This window comes from Sphingobacterium rhinopitheci (genome assembly GCF_022627575.1).
Lineage (GTDB): Bacteria > Bacteroidota > Bacteroidia > Sphingobacteriales > Sphingobacteriaceae > Sphingobacterium > Sphingobacterium rhinopitheci.
Window position 1 is genome coordinate 421160 of sequence record NZ_JADEYQ010000001.1, and the last position, 18897, is coordinate 440056.

Consider the following 18897-nt stretch of genomic DNA (forward strand, 5'->3'; position numbering starts at 1 on the left):
AATCTATTCCTTTTAGAATATGAGTGTAAATAAAATTATGTGCTTATATTTACAGCACAAATATCAATTTATGGATTTAATTTTAGGTGCAATTCATTGGAACATATCCGAAGAGATTTTTAATATAGGCTCTTTTGGTATTCGATACTATTCACTATGTTGGTTGTTAGCATTTGTGGTCTCTTATATTTTGATGCTCAAAGTATTCAAAATAGCAGGCAAAACACAAGAAGATTTAGATAAATTTACGATTTACATATTTTTAGGAACATTTATCGGCGCTCGTTTAGGACATTGTTTCTTTTACGAATGGAGTGAATATTATAAATACCATTTCTTAGAGATTTTTATTCCTTTTAGAGAATTAAATGGTAGCTGGCAATTTACGGGATTCCAAGGGCTCGCTTCACATGGTGCAGCGATAGGTATTTTGACAGCACTATATCTATATGCTAAGAAAACAAAAATTGATTTTCTGTGGATTGCAGATCGATTGATGCTTGTTGTTCCGATTGCTGGAGCATTAATTAGATTGGGCAATTTTTTCAATTCTGAAATCATTGGTAAACCGACGGAATCAGACCTTCCATGGGCTGTAGTTTTTGAAAAAGCTAATCTACAACCACACGAATTAAATTTGTTACCTAGACATCCAGCTCAATTATACGAAGCATTAGGCTATTTTATTTTATTTATAATACTATGGTCTATGTTCCAGAAGAATAATAAACCTAAACCAGGGCTATTCTTTGGAATATTTTTGGTTGTTATGTTTTCCATTCGATTTGTAATGGAGTTTTTTAAAGAAAACCAAGTTGATTTTGAAAATGGAATGCTATTAAATATGGGGCAACTGCTAAGTATACCTTTTATTCTAGCCGGTCTATACTTGATAGTTAGAAAACCTACTACAACAAAATAATAAAAAGCTCCAATAGGAGCTTTTTTTAATGCTATTACCTTTTTATATATACCGTGAAAATAAATAAAACGACAATCCTTTTAATATTAGGTTTACTATCCGCTGTAGGTCCGTTTTCAATAGATATGTATCTTCCTGCTTTCGATACGATAGCCAGGGATTTTAATACATCAATAGATAAAGTCCAACTATCTTTAACAGCCTTTTTTATTGGAATCGCTATTGGGCAGATGTTTTATGGACCATTGTTAGATAGGTTTGGTCGCAAAAAACCATTAATAGTAGGCTTATGTATTTACCTTATCACTACGATATTTTGTGTTTTTACCAGAAACATTGATAGTCTAATCTTATTACGTTTTTTGCAAGCCCTCGGTAGTTGTGCTGGTATGGTAGCATCACGCGCAATGATTCAAGACTATTACGACAGCAAAGAAGCAGCAAGAGTATTTAGTTTACTGATGTTAGTTGTTGCTATATCACCAATTTTGGCTCCTTCAGCAGGTGCATTTCTATTAGCACATCTAGATTGGCATTATATTTTTATAAGTTTATTTATAATAGGTTTTATTATCCTTGTTGGAACTATCTTTTATCTGCCGGAAAGCTACAGCGGCGATAAAAATTTCTCACTTAGTCCCACATCTATTGTCAAAAATTATTGGTCAGTATTTGTGAACAAGACATTTATAGGCTATTGCTTAGTAGGCTCTATAGCAGCGGCCGGTCTATATGCCTATCTTGCAGGATCATCATTTATATTTCAAGAGATATATGGTTTGTCCCAAAAACAATATGGTTTAATCTTCGCATTTGCTGCCTCCGCACTGATAATTGCAACCCAATTGAACCGTTACTTTTTGAAGAAATGGTCGATGTCACAAATCAGTAAAATAGCCAATATTGGTCAATCATGCGTTGGTATTTCAATGTTAGTATTTGCTTTTACTGGCACTGTAAACCTTCCCGTATTAGTAGGCTTATTATTCTGTTATTTGCTATGTCAAGGTTTTATATTCCCTAATGCATCTGCGATGGCGCTGGCACCATTTAAAGCATCAGCAGGAAGTGCATCAGCATTATTAGGATTCCTACAGATGGGCTTAGGGGCCTTATCCTCTGGATTAGTCAGCATATTACACAACAAAACACAAGTACCGATGCTCGTAGTAATGTGCATCTGTGCTTGTGCTTCATTTGCTATTCATTTTCTTTCCTACAGAAAGAAAAACACGTATTAGATAAAACTCTCTATTGCTAGTCTATAACTATCGAGACCAAAGCCTAGAATCACACCTTTACAATTTTTGGACAGATAAGAGTGATGTCTAAATGCTTCTCGTTGGTGTACATTAGAAATATGCACTTCGATGACAGGCGTATTTATGGCAGCGATGGCATCTGCTATCGCTACAGAAGTATGCGTATAAGCACCTGCATTCAATACTACACCATCATAGCTAAATCCTACTTCATGTAATTTATCGATTATTGTACCTTCAGAATTGGATTGAAAATATTCCAATTCGAGGGTATCATACTTATTCTTTAGGTCACCAAAATATTGATCAAAAGACTGATCACCATATATACTTTTCTCCCTAACACCAAGAAGATTTAGATTTGGACCATTTAATACTAATATTTTTTTCATCGCTTATAGGCTTAGTCATGTAAATATAGGAAATCAACGATTAAATATCACCATTGAAGCTACGGAATGATGATCGCAAGCCTAATGAAATTACGCCTGATTTTTGGGTCTGTTGGCCTTCAATTGTATTGATACGATGTGTATATCCGGCTTCAATTCTAAGGTTATACTTAGGATTGAATACATATGCTGCTTTAAAATCTCCATAGTAAAGATTGTTCCTGATCCCTTGGCCTATTTTATTGCCATATATATTAGGATAATTCTCATATGATTTGAATATATCACCGCCATAATTTGTTTCCCTATCCGGATCTGTCCCATACAAAGTATACATACCTTGCAGCGAAAAATCAAATCTTTTGTAGGTGTAATTTACCAAGCCTACTAACTCTCTAAAGTTAGCTCCTTTTGGATGTGCCAAAGGCTCTCCATTATTACTGTAATTAGATGCCGATATAAAATGTTGATACGTATAAGGGCGTACCATATTATATTCGCCCAAGAAATTCAAATTCTTAATGCCGAATGCATCGTATCCACGCACACCAATTTGTGCTCCCCATTTATTGTGTACATAACCATTGTTAGCAAAGAATTCCTTGGCTGTAAATTCTCCCAATAAGAATTGTCCGTAAGCAGAAACATTTTTCAAAACTTTATACTTAGCATTCAACCCTAAAAACATTTTATCTGGAGAAGTCCTATTATTATTTTCTACAGGGCGAACGAAAATACCTGGGATAAAATAATTAAAATCTAATCCTCTGTATCCACCTTGGTTTCTATCAGCCCAAACTACAGCCTGAAAAAAACCTACAGACAATCTATTCGTAGCATTGTAATCTAAATATTGAAATGCCCCATATTTAGTACCATCACCATATCTTCCTTCGGTATTTAATCCATCCGTGCGCGGATTAACAGGGTCGTTCATAACACCCCATATAGACGTATAATGTACATTACCGATGGTACCTGTCAATTTCAAATTGGTATAATTGGAGGAGAAGTCTGATAATAATAAAGATCTATAACCATCACCGATATGATTTTTATCGTATGCTAAAGTAGCTTGAAAATAAGGGCTAAAATCATAAGTCATACTTGCAGATGCATACATCCAATCTTTCGTTCGCTGAGTTGCACCTTTAGCTGATGATTGACCAGGTACAACACCTGTCGCACTGATATAATCATCTAAATAGTTGGCAAAAACGGCTTGATTCTCATAGAAGCTAGATTTAAAGATAAACTTATCCTTTATAGTAAGGCCAATTTCTATACCGCGCGTATTCAAGGAAGTAGAACGCTTGTCGGAAGCCATTATTTCTTTACCAATTACCAAATCAGGAATAAAATCCAAATAAAAGGTATGATCTTCTTTTTCAACTTGTACAAGATGCTCGTTAAAAATTTTACGCATAAACCAATTTTTTGAATCTACATGATTTAAATTGGCTAAAGAATCCTTTTTCGCTAATAATTCTCCTCTAAATAAAAATGGCTTTGATGCCGTATGTAATCTTGTTTCAGGAGAATATAAAACATCATTAAATTTTTGATAATATTGATACGAATAAGGTTGACTACCTATTTGGGAATACAATCTTTGTGGATCAATAAGTAAAGCAGCAAAAGTCCCAATTATCAAAAAAGCAATGTTCTTACAATTCATATAAATATATTTTTTCTTTTAAAACAACAAATTTCAAGCCGTAATAGTAAATTACGTCAGAATAATCTTGTCATCCTTAGTTTTTTAAATGTTGATGTGCAAAGGTATCAAAAATAAAGTCCATCTTTGTTCATTAATAGCTTTTACAAGACTTTGATATGGACAAATTATCTCCAATAGGGATTTTTGATTCTGGATATGGTGGCTTAACTGTATTCAAAGAAATAAAAAAACTGTTACCGCAATACGACTATATTTACTTGGGCGATAATGCGCGTGTCCCTTATGGTACACGATCATTTGATGCTGTATATCAATTTACCAAGGAGTGCGTATTCAAACTATTTGACTTAGGTTGCAATTTAGTAATATTAGCCTGCAATACTGCATCAGCCAAAGCACTGCGTAGCATTCAACAAAATGATTTGCCGCCAGGCAAAAAAGTATTGGGTGTAATAAGACCTACAACAGAATCCATAAATAAATATACCAGTAGCCAAAATATCGGGATACTTGCTACCCAAGGAACAGTGATATCAGAATCCTACCCTATCGAGATCGCAAAATTCCATCCTAATATTCAAGTATTTCAACAGGCATGTCCATTTTGGGTACCTCTTGTGGAGAACAATGAAATTGAAAGCGAAGGAGCACAATATTTTATTGAGAAAGATATCATGGAGCTATTAAGTAAATCTCCTACAATAGATACTATTGTATTAGCATGCACCCATTATCCTATATTGCTTCCTATCATCAATACATTTATTCCTGAAGGAATTACTGTACTTTCACAAGGCAAATTAGTAGCCGAAAGCCTGATTGATTATTTAAAACGACATATTGAAGTGGAAGAAAAATGTTCTAAAAATGGCACTTTAGCATTCTATACAACAGACAACCCTACCGATTTTCAAGAAAAAGCAAGGATATTCTTCGGTAAGGAAATAATCGCCAAACACATAAAAGTATAACAAAAAAGGCTTGAATACTATTCAAGCCTTTTTTTATTATACTTTGCTCTGTAATGCTATAGCGTACATTTTCATTTGCTTCACCATTGATAGCAATCCATTAGCTCTAGTAGGTGACAAATGCTCTTTCAAACCAATCTGATCTATAAAGTACAAATCCGCATTGGCTATCTCTTTAGGTGAATGTCCTGAAAGAACCTTTACCATTAAACTAACCAATCCTTTGGTGATAATAGCATCTGAATCTGCTGTAAAAAGGATTTTCCCCTCTTTCAACTCTGGGTACAACCATACTCTAGATTGGCACCCTTTGATGATAAATTGGTCTTGCTTGTGTGCTTCATCGATCAAAGGAACCTCTTTACCCAACTGAATGATATATTCATATTTCTCCATCCAATCACCATAGAATGCAAAATCTTCTATTAGTTCGTCTTGTATTTCGTTTATTGTCATTATACTATTTTAACATCGTTACAGCACGCTGTAAACCTTTAATAAATGTATCTATATCTTCTTTGGTATTATACATCGCCAAGCTGGCGCGTACGGTGCCAGGAATTTCAAATTGTGCCATCACGGGTTGTGCACAATGATGCCCCGTTCTTACAGCTATACCTAATTTGTCCAAAATAACGCCTATATCATACGGATGAATACCATCCACAATAAAAGATAATACGGATGATTTTTTGTTTGCTGTTCCTATTATACGGACACCTTCGATTTTTAATATTTCGGCTGTAGCATAAGCTAATAAATCATCCTCATATTTCTGGATAGCATCAAGACCAATTTCATTGATATAGTCGATAGCATGAGCCAAACAAATACCTGCCTCAATATTAGGTGTACCCGCTTCAAATTTAAAGGGCAACTCATTATAAGTTGTTTTTTCAAAGGTAACATCTTTGATCATGTCTCCACCTCCTTGGTAGGGAGGCATCGCATTCAACCATTTTTCTTTACCATACAAAACTCCAACTCCTGTAGGAGCATACATCTTGTGGCCTGAAAAAACTAAGAAATCAGCATCTAACTTTTGAACATCCAGCGCGATATGTTGAACTGCTTGAGCAGCGTCAACCAATACAGGTGTATTATTGCTATGTGCAAGTGCAATAATCTCTTCAATAGGATTGATAGTTCCCAATGAATTCGATACATAAGTAACAGAAACAATTTTTGTCTTTGCAGATAATAGCGCTTTATAGGCTTCCATATCAAGATCACCGTGATCATTCATCGGTATAACTTTCAATACAGCCCCTTTGGCATCACAAAGCATCTGCCAAGGCACAATATTGGAGTGATGCTCCATAGCTGAGATGATTATTTCATCATCTTTATCGATAAATGCTTGACCAAAACATTGAGCCACTAAATTGATACTATCAGTAGTCCCTTTAGTAATAATAATTTCGTAATCATGCTCCGCATTGATAAATGATTGTACCTTTTGTCGTGTTACTTCAAAAGCATCTGTTGATATCTGACTCAAATAATGAACACCACGGTGTACGTTAGCATTCATATCAGTATAATAATTTACTAAGGCATCTATAACTACTTGGGGTTTTTGCGTTGTTGCGCCGTTATCCAAATACACAAGAGGTTTACCATTTACTTCTCTCTTTAATAGAGGAAAATCAGCACGTATATTATTAATATCGAAGTTTTTCAAAATTATTGTTTAAATATATATAGACAAAGTTACTATATAAATCAGCAAAAAGTATCAAAGTATTGTATTCTTTTCGATTTTATTGTCACGCTTTAATTAACATTTTTTAATAGTTATCGACAAAAATTACTATATTAAAAGAACATTATTTATTTATCTTTGTATCAATTATGCAAGAACAACCTTTAAATATTCCAGAAGGGTCAAGAAAAGAAGTAATGACTTATCTAGAGCCATTCATGTTGAATGAGATGAGTGAATACCTTAAGCCTGTTGAACAAATGTGGCAACCTGCGGATTTTCTTCCCGATTCTTCTAGAAGCACTTTTTTCGAAGAAGTACGTGATCTTCAAGAAAGCGCTAAAGAGTTACCTTATGATTTGGTCGCAGTATTAATTGGGGATACCATTACAGAGGAAGCTCTTCCTACCTATGAATCGTGGTTAATGATGGTCGATGATGTCGATAAAAATGAGCAAGGTGGCTGGATGAAATGGGTACGTGCGTGGACGGCAGAGGAAAACAGACATGGGGATTTATTAAACAAATATTTGTATCTATCGGGACGTGTAAACATGCGCGAATTCGAGATGAGTACACAATATTTGATTCAAGATGGATTTGATATCGGTACAGGAGCAGATCCTTACCGTAACTTTATATATACCTCTTTTCAAGAGATAGCAACAAATATATCGCACCGTCGTGTTTCAGGTATATCCAAGAAAAGTGGTGATAAACTATTGGCAAAAATGTGTGGGGTAATTGCTGCTGATGAAGCACGTCATGCTAAGGCCTATATGTCATTTATATCGAAAGCTTTTACGGTAGATCCGAGCGAAGTAATGTTAGCATTTGAAGATATGATGCGCAAGAAGATCGTTATGCCAGCGCACTTGTTACGTCAATCTGGTGAATTGCAAGGACAAACATTTGCACACTTCTCTGATGCAGCACAACGCCTAAATGTTTATACAGCTTTAGACTATGTAGATATTCTTAAAGAATTGATCGCAGATTGGAAGATAGACAAGGTATCAGGATTAAATGAGCAAGGCGAAAAAGCGCGTGATTATTTAATGAAATTACCTGATCGTTTGATTCGTTTGGCTGATCGTATAAAAATCCCTGAATTGGAATACAAATTCAAGTGGATTTATTAATACTACAAAAAAGAGGGTTTATATAATAAACCCTCTTTTTTGTGATTAAGGATCAATTCTTAAAAAATCACCCTCTCCATTAAATTCCAAATCCAAGCCATTTGTTAATTCTACATCAAAGTTAGACTTTTCTTTATCTATACTATTGATCAATGCCGGAGCATATTTTGTGTTCACGTAATCGACGATTTTAGGATTAATAAAAGCTGTTGGTATACCTTGACGATCATCTCTCGCATCTACCTCGTCCCAATCACCGTTGCTATCAAACTTGACTTCAATACCATTATTTAATAATACTTCATAAGTCGCACGTCCTACAATTTCATTTTCTTTTACAACAGAAAGGATTTGTGAACCATTAAAATTATCTTTCAGAAATAAAACCGCATTGCTTGGCAAATCATTGGAAGAGATAACCTCTTCTTTTTCACAAGCTGTAAATAACAATACTACAGCACTTAAAGCGGATAAATTAAAACCGATCTTTCTCTTCATTTTATTTTTCTCTTGTTATATGATTACAATTAAAAAGAATTAATGCTCAATTCCTATAAACTTCCCTTGTTTATTGAAAACTAATTCTAAACCATTAGTCAACTCGACTTCTATCTTTCTACCATCCAATGAAATCTGTACTATCTCATTATTAGGGAAGCTCTTTTTCACGTATGCTACTATTTTAGGGTTTACGATTTGATAAGGAACCGCTTTCTTTTTAGCATCTACTTCTGTCCAATTACCTTTGCTATCAAATTCTATTTCAACACCATTATTCAACTTAACATCATAAGATTTTGAAAATAGTTCTTTTTCCATTTTGATATAAGAAACCTGATTCACCGCATAATAAGTAGTTATAAAATTTTGGGCCACCTTTGGCAAATCTCCAAATTGAACCAATTTATCTTGCGCTTTAACGCCTACTGCTACAAAAGCTAAAGCTACTACTAGGAATAATTTTTTTATTGTATTCATCTGTTTATGTTTTTAATTTATACTACAAATAACAACAATGAATTAGGAAAGATTTGGGAATAATCTATTTTTTTATAGAAAAAGTATGTAAATCATCTACATACAAATACTGCAACGTTAAAAAGGGATATTTGTTCAAAATAGAACTCACTATTGATAAACCTAAACCATTAGATTGATTATCTTGTTTTCCTTTATAAAAACGCTCAAATATATAATCCGGATTTAGGGCTCCTGAATTTGAGGTATTTGATATACGTATCTCATTAACGGATATATCTACCATTATCTTACCCTCATCCATATTATATTTTATAGCATTACGGATAAGATTAGAGAACAAAATAGATGCTAGATTGGTATTCATATTTACGGTAAATTCTCCTTGGATATTAACATCAATAGAAAGACCTTTAAATTCAATAATCTCTTTCAACTCATTTATGATATCCAATAATAGCGTATTGCCATTCACTTGACCTACACTATTATACTGATCATTATCAATCCGGGACAGCAACAACAACGATTTATTTAGATTCACCATACGAAGCAATGATTTCTTAGCATCTGCTATTTTTATCATTTGCTCTTCACTCAGGGATTCATCTGACAATACTAATTCTAACTTATTAATGGTAATAGCTAGTGGTGTTTGCAACTCATGAGAAGCATTTTCCAAGAAAACTTTTTGATTGTCAAATGCTTTCTCATTCCGAGCAATCATGGATTCGATATTCGCATTCAACACCTCAAACTCCTTCACATTGGTAACAACAGGAATAAATGATGTTACTTCCCCAAATCTATATTCATTCAAATTATGCAAAATCCGAGTGAAAGGTTTCCAAGCCTTAGAAAGTACATAATAATTGACCATCAAAATACTCAATACAATGACAATATATAAGACAGTCAATGAAATTGCTAAATTGATTAAATAATCGTCTTCTTCGACAGTAGATGTTCTTATCTCGAGACTATATGGAGTACCATCTGCCGTATTAAAACTAGTCCTCAGAACTCTGTAGGGTTCATCTTCGCCGTCATACGGCATAAAAATAAACTCTCTAGAAAAAACATCCTTAACTGGTACATTCTTTTCAACAGAGGGGGTAATACGAAATTGATTGATACCGAAATCTTTAGTTTCTAACAACGTACTATCAGAATAAACAGCACGTATAATTTCAATTTTTTGATTCTTCAGGCCATCATCGATATTATCGTAAACCTCATCCATCATAAAGGCATAAAAAAGCAAAGCCCAAATTGCCATTACAATCAAAATAACGACTGCAATATAGCGGCTTGTATAATTTTTTACGGAAATAGACATTATATCAATTTATATCCTACACCATACACTGCTTGAATATCAAAATCTGCCTTTGCCTCTTTGAGCTTCTTTCGTAAATTCTTTACTTGCGAATAAATAAAATCTAAATTATCTGCTTGATCCGCATTGTCACCCCATACCGTTTCTGCTATAGTGGTTTTCTCTAATAATTTGGTAGGGCGAAGTATGAAATAATAAAATATATCAAATTCCTTACGATTCAATGTTACGATCTGATTATTAATCCTCACTTCTCTATTTTCAGGATTTAAAGTTGCATTTTTATAGGTAATAACTTGCTCACCACCTTGCTTACCTCTTCTAATAATAGATTTGATACGTGCTAAGAGTTCAGAAAAATGAAAAGGCTTTGCTAAGTAATCATCAGCACCAAGCTCTAACCCGGCAACTTTATCTTCAACAGAATCTTTAGCAGACAATATCAAAATAGATTGCTTTTTTCCCTCCTCCTTCAATCGTTGTAAGAGCTCTAAACCAGTACCTCCAGGCAACATTATGTCTAATAGAATACAATCATAATCATAAGTCAAAACTTTTTCCAAAGCCGCATCAAAAGACATAGCAGTTTCTATCAGAAAATTTTCTTTTTCTAAAAATTCCTTAATACTAGCTATTAATTCTATTTCGTCCTCTATTAGTAATATCTTCATAGTTGTATGAAAGTACAATTATAAGCAATGAATTAGGAAAATTTTAGGAATTTGCTATTTCTTAAAAAAAACAATTAATTTAATTTTAAAAAAAATATTGTTTTTCATTAGTATAATTGCTTTATAGCAAACATTTACCTTATTTTTACGTTAGAAATAATAGTGACAACTTAAATAAAAATACAAAAATTGAATAGATTCACGAAGTTTTTTTTACGTACTATACTATGGATAGTAGGCGTGGTTATAGCCTTCGTTCTATTATTAATATTTTTAATAAGACTGCCTAGTATACAAAACTATGTAGTCGGAAAAGTAACAGAATATGTAGAGCATAAAATTGGGACAACCGTAAAAATAGGTTACGTAAATATAGAGATTCCTAAAAAAATAGTGCTTGAGGATATTTATTTTGAAGATCAAAGCAAAGACACCTTATTAGCCGGAGAAAAGCTAAAAGTGGACATTGATATGTTTCAACTTCTAAAAAGCACTATAAAAATCCAAGAAATCGATTTTGAAGGAATTACGGCAAAAATAAACCGAGACACAACAGGAGATTTCAACTTTGACTATATTATTAAAGCATTTGTCACAGAAGACAAAAAAGAAACAACTACTTCTTCTACACCATTAATCTTTGATATAGACAAGGTAAATTTAGATCGTATATATTTTGTATATACAGATGATATGATTGGCACTGCAGCGACCATCTCCTTAAAGCATTTTGATACCCGAATCAAGACCTTCGATCTAGAAAAAAATATGTCTTTCAACTTACCTAATATCGCAATAGATGGGTTGACAGCTATTGTTAAACAATGGGCTCCAAGTACAGCAAGTCAAGCAATACAGCAGAGTAACTTTGGTATCACAGACAGTACCGCGAGCACTCTACTTCCTAATCTAGCTACAGAAAATATAGATTTAAAAAATATCTTGGTAAAATATCAAGAAACAACATCAGGCATTGACACCAAATTTGATATCAAAAATTTGTCCGCTACGGTTGAAGAAATCGATTTGAATAAAGAAATAGTACGATTGAATGAAGTAAAACTAGATCAATCAGATTCATACGTAGTAATTAATAAAACTTCAAAAATAGAAAAAAATAAGGAGCCTGCTACAGCAGTAAATTGGATTGTTTCGGCTAATAAAATACAGATAGACAAGACAAATTTACTTTACAAAGATAATAATGAAGCCCGTATGAAAGGGTTTGATTACTTTAATATAGGTATTAAAGACTTAGCTGGTACGCTTGATCAACTATATTATGCTAGTGATTCTATATCAGGATCATTAAAAAATTTGACAGCAAAGGATCATTCTGGCTTTTACTTAAAAAGAATAAAAGGTGATTTTGTATACACAAATAAAGGAGCAACAATCAACGGATTATTAGCAGAAACACCAAATACGGTAATTCGTGATTATATCGCCATCTCCTACCCTTCTTTGGATGCTATTACAAAGTATCCTAATCTATTAAAGATTGATGCTAACATAGTCAAGAGTCATGTAGATATGCGTGATATCTTATACTTCGCTCCATTTTTAGATCAAATGGATGTTATGCGTCCTTTATTGACCAATAAATTCTATATCGACGGTAAGGTAAAAGGAAATTTAAATGATTTAAACATATTAGCTTTAAATTTTCGAACGTTAGATAATACCGAAATATTAGCGTCTGCAAATATTAAAGGGTTGCCCGATGTAGACAAAATGCAAATTGATTTAACGCTAAAAAAACTTATTACTGGTAGAAAAGATTTAGATCGATTGGTAGATCGATCACTCCTTCCTGAAGGAATGGAAATTCAATATCCAAATTCAATATCGCTTACCGGGAACTTCAAAGGAGGTTTGAAAGGATTTGACACCAATCTAAAATTAGTAACCGAAAAAGGGGATGCTTCGGTAAATGGTTATTTAAATATGGCCGGCAAAGATACTACATATGACGCTACAGTATCTATTCAAAACTTCAACTTAGGCCATTTTATCAAACAAGATACGGTATTAGGGTTTATCTCTGCAGAAGCTAAAGTAAAGGGAACAGGACTAAACCCTAAAACAATGGTCGCAGAAGTAGCAGGAAATATTAATAGACTTGAAGCATTAGGCTATAACTATAACAGTATAAACTTAGATCTTAATGCTCAAAAAGGCGCTATTGATGGCAAGGTCAATAGTTTGGATCCAAATATCAAATTTGATGTGGATATGGCTGCCGATATGACGGCCCACTATCCAAAAGTATATTTCAATGTGAATATTGATTCTGTCAATCTTCAAAATTTGAATTTAATGAAGGATAACTTACGTTATCACGGTAAAATAAAAGGGAATTTCCAAACTGCAGATCTTAACCATTTAAATGGGGAAATTATCATTTCTGAATCATCTATAGCATACAATAAAGAGCGATATGCACTAGATAGCATATCATTGATCGCCTCAGCAGATACCAACAGAAATACCATTGTCCTCAAGTCAGAGTTAATTAATGCCCATTTAGTAGGCAAATTTATGCTTACGGAACTTAGTAATGCGGTACAAGATGTAGCCAAAATATACTACAATCCTAACAATGATCCTCCAAGCATTGTTAAATATGAAAATCAGAATTTTGAGTTTTCTGCTACCTTAACAAGTTCTAAGTTTATTAAGGATTTCTTCCCTGATCTGGAAAAAATGGATAATATATCACTCGATGGTACATTTAATAGTGGTCAAAAAAGTATAATGGCCAAATTGATAGCGCCAGAAGTTATTTATTCGGGAATACATATCAAAGATGTCGGTGTAGATATTATTACAGTAGATAGTACGATGTATTATTCTGCATTAATAAACAAAATCAAGATCAATAACATAGAGCTTAATAACACGACACTTAGTGGTCAAGTAATTGAAAACAATCTAGATATAGGACTATGGATTAAGGATAAAGAGCAAAAAGATAAATATCACCTCGGTGGAAAAGTCGCAATACATCAAAATAATTATGTGTTTAGCCTATTTGAAAATGGATTAATGCTAAATTACGACAAATGGGATATTTCTCCTGAAAACCAATTGTCCTTTGGTAAAGATGGGATCAGAGCAAATGATTTTAGATTATCCAAAAATGACCAGGTTCTACTCATACAATCTACGGATTCAACCCTGAATGCACCTATTCAAATGTCGTTTAACAATTTCAGAATCGAGACATTATCAAATATGTTGGAATCTGAAACATTTAATTTAGGCGGAGGAATTAATGGTGAAGCTACTATTTCTAGATTAGCTAGCAGTCCCGTTTTAGTTTCAGATATTGATATTGACAAAGTATACTTTGGAAAAGATACGATAGGTGATATTTGTATAAAAGTAAATAACCTTAAAGAAGATACCTACACAGCAGATATCTCCATCAGTGAAAATGGTAATGATGTGCGACTAGTAGGTGATTATTATGCCCCTACAACTGGTGCATCAAATATTAATGCTACATTAACATTAAACCCACTAAAAATAAAAACTATTGAAGCATTTAGTATGGGTTATTTAAAAGATAGCGAAGGAGATTTGAATGGTAAATTATCTATCACCGGCAATTTAGAAAAACCAAATATTACTGGAGATTTGACTTTCAACAAAGCGAATATAAATATCGCTATGCTTAATGCTAATTTATTGATCGATAATCAAAAAATAAACTTCAATGAAAAAGGCATTAATTTCAAACAATTTGCTTTAACAGATTTAAAAGGAAATCAGGCCAAACTAAATGGTAATATCCTTACTTCTACCTATACTGATTTCAATTTTAATCTCAACCTGACGACATACAACTTTGCTGTAGTAAATTCTACACGTGCTGATAATGATTTATTTTACGGAAAACTATATGTAACTTCAAATTTACGTATCAAAGGGGATCTTGATAAACCTATTATCGATGGTAATGTAAAAGCCAATGAGAATACAGATTTTGTATTTATCGTACCCAATGAAAATCCCGGTATCGCAGAAAGAGATGGCGTGGTAAAATTTGTCAATAAATCCGAAATAGATCAACCTAATGTATTTGCCAAATTAGATTCTTTGACAACAGTTACTAAACTTACGGGTTTCGATCTAGCGTTAAATCTAAGCACAGCACGCGAGGCAAAATTTAAAGTTATATTAAATGAAGGTTCTCAAGATGCTCTAAATATCCAAGGAATAGCTGAGCTTAATACAGCTATTGATGCGAGCGAAAAAATTACAATGTCAGGTACTTTTACCGTTGAAGATGGTAATTATTCCTTTAACTTTGGTCCTATCAAAAAGGAATTTGGCTTCCAAAAAGGAAGTACCATTACCTGGAATGGTGACCCATTGGATGCACGATTAGATATAACAGCACTCTACAGTAGACGCTTTTCTCCTTTAGAATTAGTCAGCAATCAGATAGGTCCAGAAAACCAAAATCTATATCGTCAAAAAATCCCCTTTAATGTCAAATTGATACTAACAGGTGAATTGTTTAAACCAGATATCCGTTTTGATATTGACGTTGACGACAATAATTCAATCGTTTCACAGGATGTTATTTCGAAAGTAGAGAATGCATTAACAGCGCTAAGAAATGATCCTGCCGAAATGAACAAGCAAGTATTCTCCCTTATTGTATTGGGGAATTTTATGTCTGCTAATCCATTTGGTAGTTTATCCGGATCTGGTGGTGTAGAGAGTTTTGCACGAAATTCAGTAAGTTCATTTTTATCAAATCAATTAAACAACCTTGCTTCAGATCTGATAAAAGGAATTGATTTAGATTTTAACTTACAGTCCGAGCAAGATTATTTGTCTGGAGCTGCCCAAGCTAGAACAGATCTAAATGTCAATGTTTCAAAGATGCTGTTTGATGATCGTTTAAAAATAACAATAGGGTCTAACTTTGAAGTAGAAGGTCAAAGTAGACCTGGAGAAAATCCAAATAATATCGCTGGCGACATCTCTATTGAATATCAATTGTCTGCTGACGGAAGGTATTTTATCCGTGCGTACCGCAAAAATGAATACCAAGCAACCCTACAGGGACAATTTGTAGAAACAGGTATAGGTTTTATTGTTAACATTAGTTACGACAAATTTAGAGAGATATTCATGAGCGAAAAAGCATTAGAAACCTATTATAATACCGAAAGTAATAGTTTCAGAAAACGTTTCAATGTAGAACGCATGGATACGGATTCTATCTACCGCGATAGCGTTCGTTTGGTTATTAGAGATAGCTTAATGAAACATAGCCCTCAATATCGCAAAAGAGTATTAGAGCGGGAAAAACAAGAACAGTTGAAAAAAGATCAAGATACGGTACCTTCCAGTGGAAATACAATTCAAAAAATAAATTCCACTACAGCTATCCGAAACGAAGAAGATGAAAGGAAACAAAATGAGAAGTAGATTATATTTCGTATTTCTTATTGCCTCTATGTGGAGTATATATTCATGTAATATCACTAAATATATACCCGAAGGTGAAAAACTATATACTGGTGCAGAAGTTACACTAAAAATGGATACAATAAGAGATCCTGAAAAATTAAAAGCTTTCGAAGAGAATTTAAAAAGCCTAACCTTACCCAATCCCAATAAAAAAGCTTTTGGTGTACCATGGAAGCTCTTATTTTGGAATATAGGATATGGAGATAGTACCAATAATATTGTTAGAAATTGGTTCAAAAAAAGAGGTGAAGCTCCCGTACTGCTGAGCGATGTTAATAGAGAGTATAATGAAAATCTATTACGCAACCGATTGGAAAATCTAGGCTTCTTTAATGCTACTGTTAGTTCGGATACCATCGTCCAAGGCAAACGTGCTAAGGTGGTTTATACAGGAATACCAAAGAGCATATACCGCATCAATAAGGTCTTTTATGACCTTGATTCATTGGACGAAATTAGTAGAGATATATTCAGAACACGTAATGAATCCCTCCTGAAAGTAGGATCTAATTACAATCTAGATGTAATAATTTCGGAACGTGAACGTATCGATAACGACTTAAAAAATAAAGGATATTATTATTTTAATGCAGATAATCTGTTGATCGAAGTGGATAGTACTATAGGTAACCATAAGGTTAATATGTATATAACGATCAAACCACAAACAACGATTGAAGCAAAAAACCCACAGCATATTGGTAATATCTTTATTTACCCTAACTATACATTAAGCTCAGAGGGATATACTAGGCGAAGACCAACAAGTACAATGCAGTTGTACGATAATAATTTTTATATCATTGACCCCAAAAATATTATTAGAAAAAAGGTATTAGCTAATCATATTTTCTTTGATAGAGGCCAGCTCTATAACCGATATGATCATAACCAAACGATAAATCACCTCGTAAACTTAAACATGTTTAAGTTTGTGAAAAACAACTTTGAGAATAATCCTGATTCCACAAATGTCCTTGACGTCTACTACTATTTGACACCAATGGCGAAAAAATCATTACGCTTTGAGGTGCTAGCAAAGACAGCCAATGTATATAATGGATCAGAGGCAAACGTAACATGGACGCTAAGAAATGCATTCAAAGGAGCAGAAACCTTTACCGCCAATGTATTTGGAGGTTATGAGACGCAAACAGGTGGTAACGTGAATTTAAATTCTTCATATTATAGATATGGTGCCGAACTGGGTATTACGTGGCCGAGATTACTATCCCCATACAAATGGACTCCTTCACGACGATATATTCCACAGACATATCTTAGATTTAGGTATGAATTCTTAAACCGTAAATCTGCCTATGTTTTAAATTCTTCGACCTTAAACTTTGGTTACAAATGGAATGAAAGTGAGCGTAAAACACATGATCTTACACTGGCAGAAATTATATACGTACAACCACGTAATATTACAGATGCCTATAAAGCACAGATGGATACTGTACCGACACTTCGTCGTATCGTAGATAGACAGTTTTCAATTGGTCCCAACTACACATTTACCTCCACAAATAGTCTTGATGTAAACAAAAAAAGCACCTACTATTTCAAAGGAGGAATAAATCTATCAGGTAATATCCTCGGACTTATTCAAGGTGCTGATTATAATAAAGGAGAAATAAAAAAAATATTTGGTGCTGCATATAGCCAGTTCGTAAAAGTAGAGTTAGACGGTAGACACTACTTAAAATTAGGTGGTTACAATGAGTTAGCAACCCGTATAATGGTGGGAATGAGTTATTCTTATGGCAACTCCAATGGTTTACCTTATCTAAAACAATTTTATGCAGGGGGCCCATATGGCTTACGTGGTTTTAGGGCACGATCTGTCGGTCCAGGAATATCACCTCCGGAAAATGTCGGAGCGGGCAATTTCTTTGCCGATCAGACAGGAGATTATAAACTCGAATTGAATGCAGAATATAGAGGTAGAATTGTAGATTTTGGAATGGGGATATTAAACTGGGCCGCATTTATTGATGCTGGTAATATATGGACACAAAATCCAAATCCCGATAAGCCTGGTGCCAATATCACCAAAAACTTCTTAAATCAACTTGCCGTTGATGGTGGTGCAGGCTTACGTTTTGATTTCAGTTTCCTTATTATACGTACAGATTTGGGGATTCCCCTTCGTATTCCATATTACCCTAAAGGAGAAAGATGGGTATTTAAAGATATAGATTTCAAAAACTCTACTTGGCGTCAAAACAATCTTGTTTTCAACTTAGCAATTGGCTATCCATTTTAGGGTAAAATTTATATTCTCAATATGTTAAATAAAAAATTAACTATTTTCAATATGAACAAAATTAGTTAAATT

Annotated in this window: 14 protein-coding genes; 6 read left to right on the forward strand and 8 right to left on the reverse strand. The window is 33.7% G+C overall.

All coding sequences use genetic code 11. From position 1 onward, the window contains the following. Positions 1-70 precede the first annotated feature (70 nt). Together lgt and IP023_RS01905 are read left to right on the forward strand one after the other, a co-directional pair. Complete coding sequence (lgt, locus tag IP023_RS01900) at positions 71-922, forward strand: prolipoprotein diacylglyceryl transferase (protein ID WP_241788554.1); 852 nt, start codon at positions 71-73, stop codon at positions 920-922. A gap of 53 nt (positions 923-975) precedes the next feature. Beyond that, positions 976-2163: a multidrug effflux MFS transporter gene (locus tag IP023_RS01905; RefSeq protein WP_241788555.1), complete on the forward strand. Its 1188-nt coding sequence runs from the start codon at positions 976-978 to the stop codon at positions 2161-2163. Here the strand turns inward: IP023_RS01905 and aroQ are convergent. Both aroQ and IP023_RS01915 read right to left on the reverse strand, forming a co-directional pair. Next, positions 2160-2576 carry a type II 3-dehydroquinate dehydratase gene (gene aroQ, locus IP023_RS01910; protein ID WP_241788556.1) on the reverse strand — a complete coding sequence of 139 codons (417 nt, stop codon included), beginning with the start codon at positions 2574-2576 and terminating at the stop codon, positions 2160-2162. The two genes, IP023_RS01905 and aroQ, sit on opposite strands and share 4 nt — an antisense overlap. A 40-nt stretch (positions 2577-2616) precedes the next feature. Further along, positions 2617-4254: a capsule assembly Wzi family protein gene (locus IP023_RS01915; protein WP_241788557.1), complete on the reverse strand. Its 1638-nt coding sequence runs from the start codon at positions 4252-4254 to the stop codon at positions 2617-2619. A gap of 158 nt (positions 4255-4412) precedes the next feature. On the opposite strand from IP023_RS01915, the gene murI reads away from it, so the two are divergent. After that, positions 4413-5228 (forward strand): glutamate racemase, encoded by an 816-nt coding sequence (murI, locus tag IP023_RS01920; protein WP_241788558.1) that lies wholly within the window; start codon positions 4413-4415, stop codon positions 5226-5228. 36 nt (positions 5229-5264) lie between these two features. Here the strand turns inward: murI and IP023_RS01925 are convergent, their stop codons facing one another. Together IP023_RS01925 and IP023_RS01930 are read right to left on the reverse strand one after the other, a co-directional pair. Beyond that, complete coding sequence (locus tag IP023_RS01925) at positions 5265-5684, reverse strand: SufE family protein (RefSeq protein ID WP_241788559.1); 420 nt, start codon at positions 5682-5684, stop codon at positions 5265-5267. Between the two features lie 4 nt (positions 5685-5688). Beyond that, complete coding sequence (locus IP023_RS01930) at positions 5689-6912, reverse strand: aminotransferase class V-fold PLP-dependent enzyme (protein WP_241788560.1); 1224 nt, start codon at positions 6910-6912, stop codon at positions 5689-5691. Between the two features lie 170 nt (positions 6913-7082). On the opposite strand from IP023_RS01930, the gene IP023_RS01935 reads away from it, so the two are divergent. Further along, complete coding sequence (locus IP023_RS01935) at positions 7083-8075, forward strand: acyl-ACP desaturase (RefSeq protein WP_241788561.1); 993 nt, start codon at positions 7083-7085, stop codon at positions 8073-8075. 45 nt (positions 8076-8120) lie between these two features. Here IP023_RS01935 and IP023_RS01940 read toward each other — a convergent pair whose 3' ends face one another. The 4 genes from IP023_RS01940 to IP023_RS01955 all read right to left on the reverse strand — a co-directional run bounded on the left by IP023_RS01940 (position 8121) and on the right by IP023_RS01955 (position 11063). After that, complete coding sequence (locus IP023_RS01940) at positions 8121-8573, reverse strand: PepSY-like domain-containing protein (protein WP_241788562.1); 453 nt, start codon at positions 8571-8573, stop codon at positions 8121-8123. 39 nt (positions 8574-8612) lie between these two features. Further along, positions 8613-9053 (reverse strand): PepSY-like domain-containing protein, encoded by a 441-nt coding sequence (locus tag IP023_RS01945; protein ID WP_241788563.1) that lies wholly within the window; start codon positions 9051-9053, stop codon positions 8613-8615. A gap of 64 nt (positions 9054-9117) precedes the next feature. After that, positions 9118-10392, reverse strand: a complete 1275-nt coding sequence (gene porY / locus IP023_RS01950; protein WP_241788564.1) for a PorY family sensor histidine kinase — start codon at positions 10390-10392, stop codon at positions 9118-9120. Further along, positions 10392-11063 (reverse strand): response regulator transcription factor, encoded by a 672-nt coding sequence (locus tag IP023_RS01955; protein ID WP_241788565.1) that lies wholly within the window; start codon positions 11061-11063, stop codon positions 10392-10394. The genes porY and IP023_RS01955 overlap by 1 nt, the downstream gene beginning before the upstream one ends. A 189-nt stretch (positions 11064-11252) precedes the next feature. On the opposite strand from IP023_RS01955, the gene IP023_RS01960 reads away from it, so the two are divergent. Then, on the forward strand, positions 11253-16514 hold the full coding sequence (locus IP023_RS01960; protein ID WP_241788566.1) for a translocation/assembly module TamB domain-containing protein: 5262 nt from the start codon (positions 11253-11255) through the stop codon (positions 16512-16514). After that, positions 16504-18825 (forward strand): translocation and assembly module lipoprotein TamL, encoded by a 2322-nt coding sequence (gene tamL, locus IP023_RS01965; RefSeq protein WP_241788567.1) that lies wholly within the window; start codon positions 16504-16506, stop codon positions 18823-18825. Before IP023_RS01960 ends, tamL begins: the two co-directional genes overlap by 11 nt. The last annotated feature ends 72 nt before the right edge of the window (positions 18826-18897 follow it).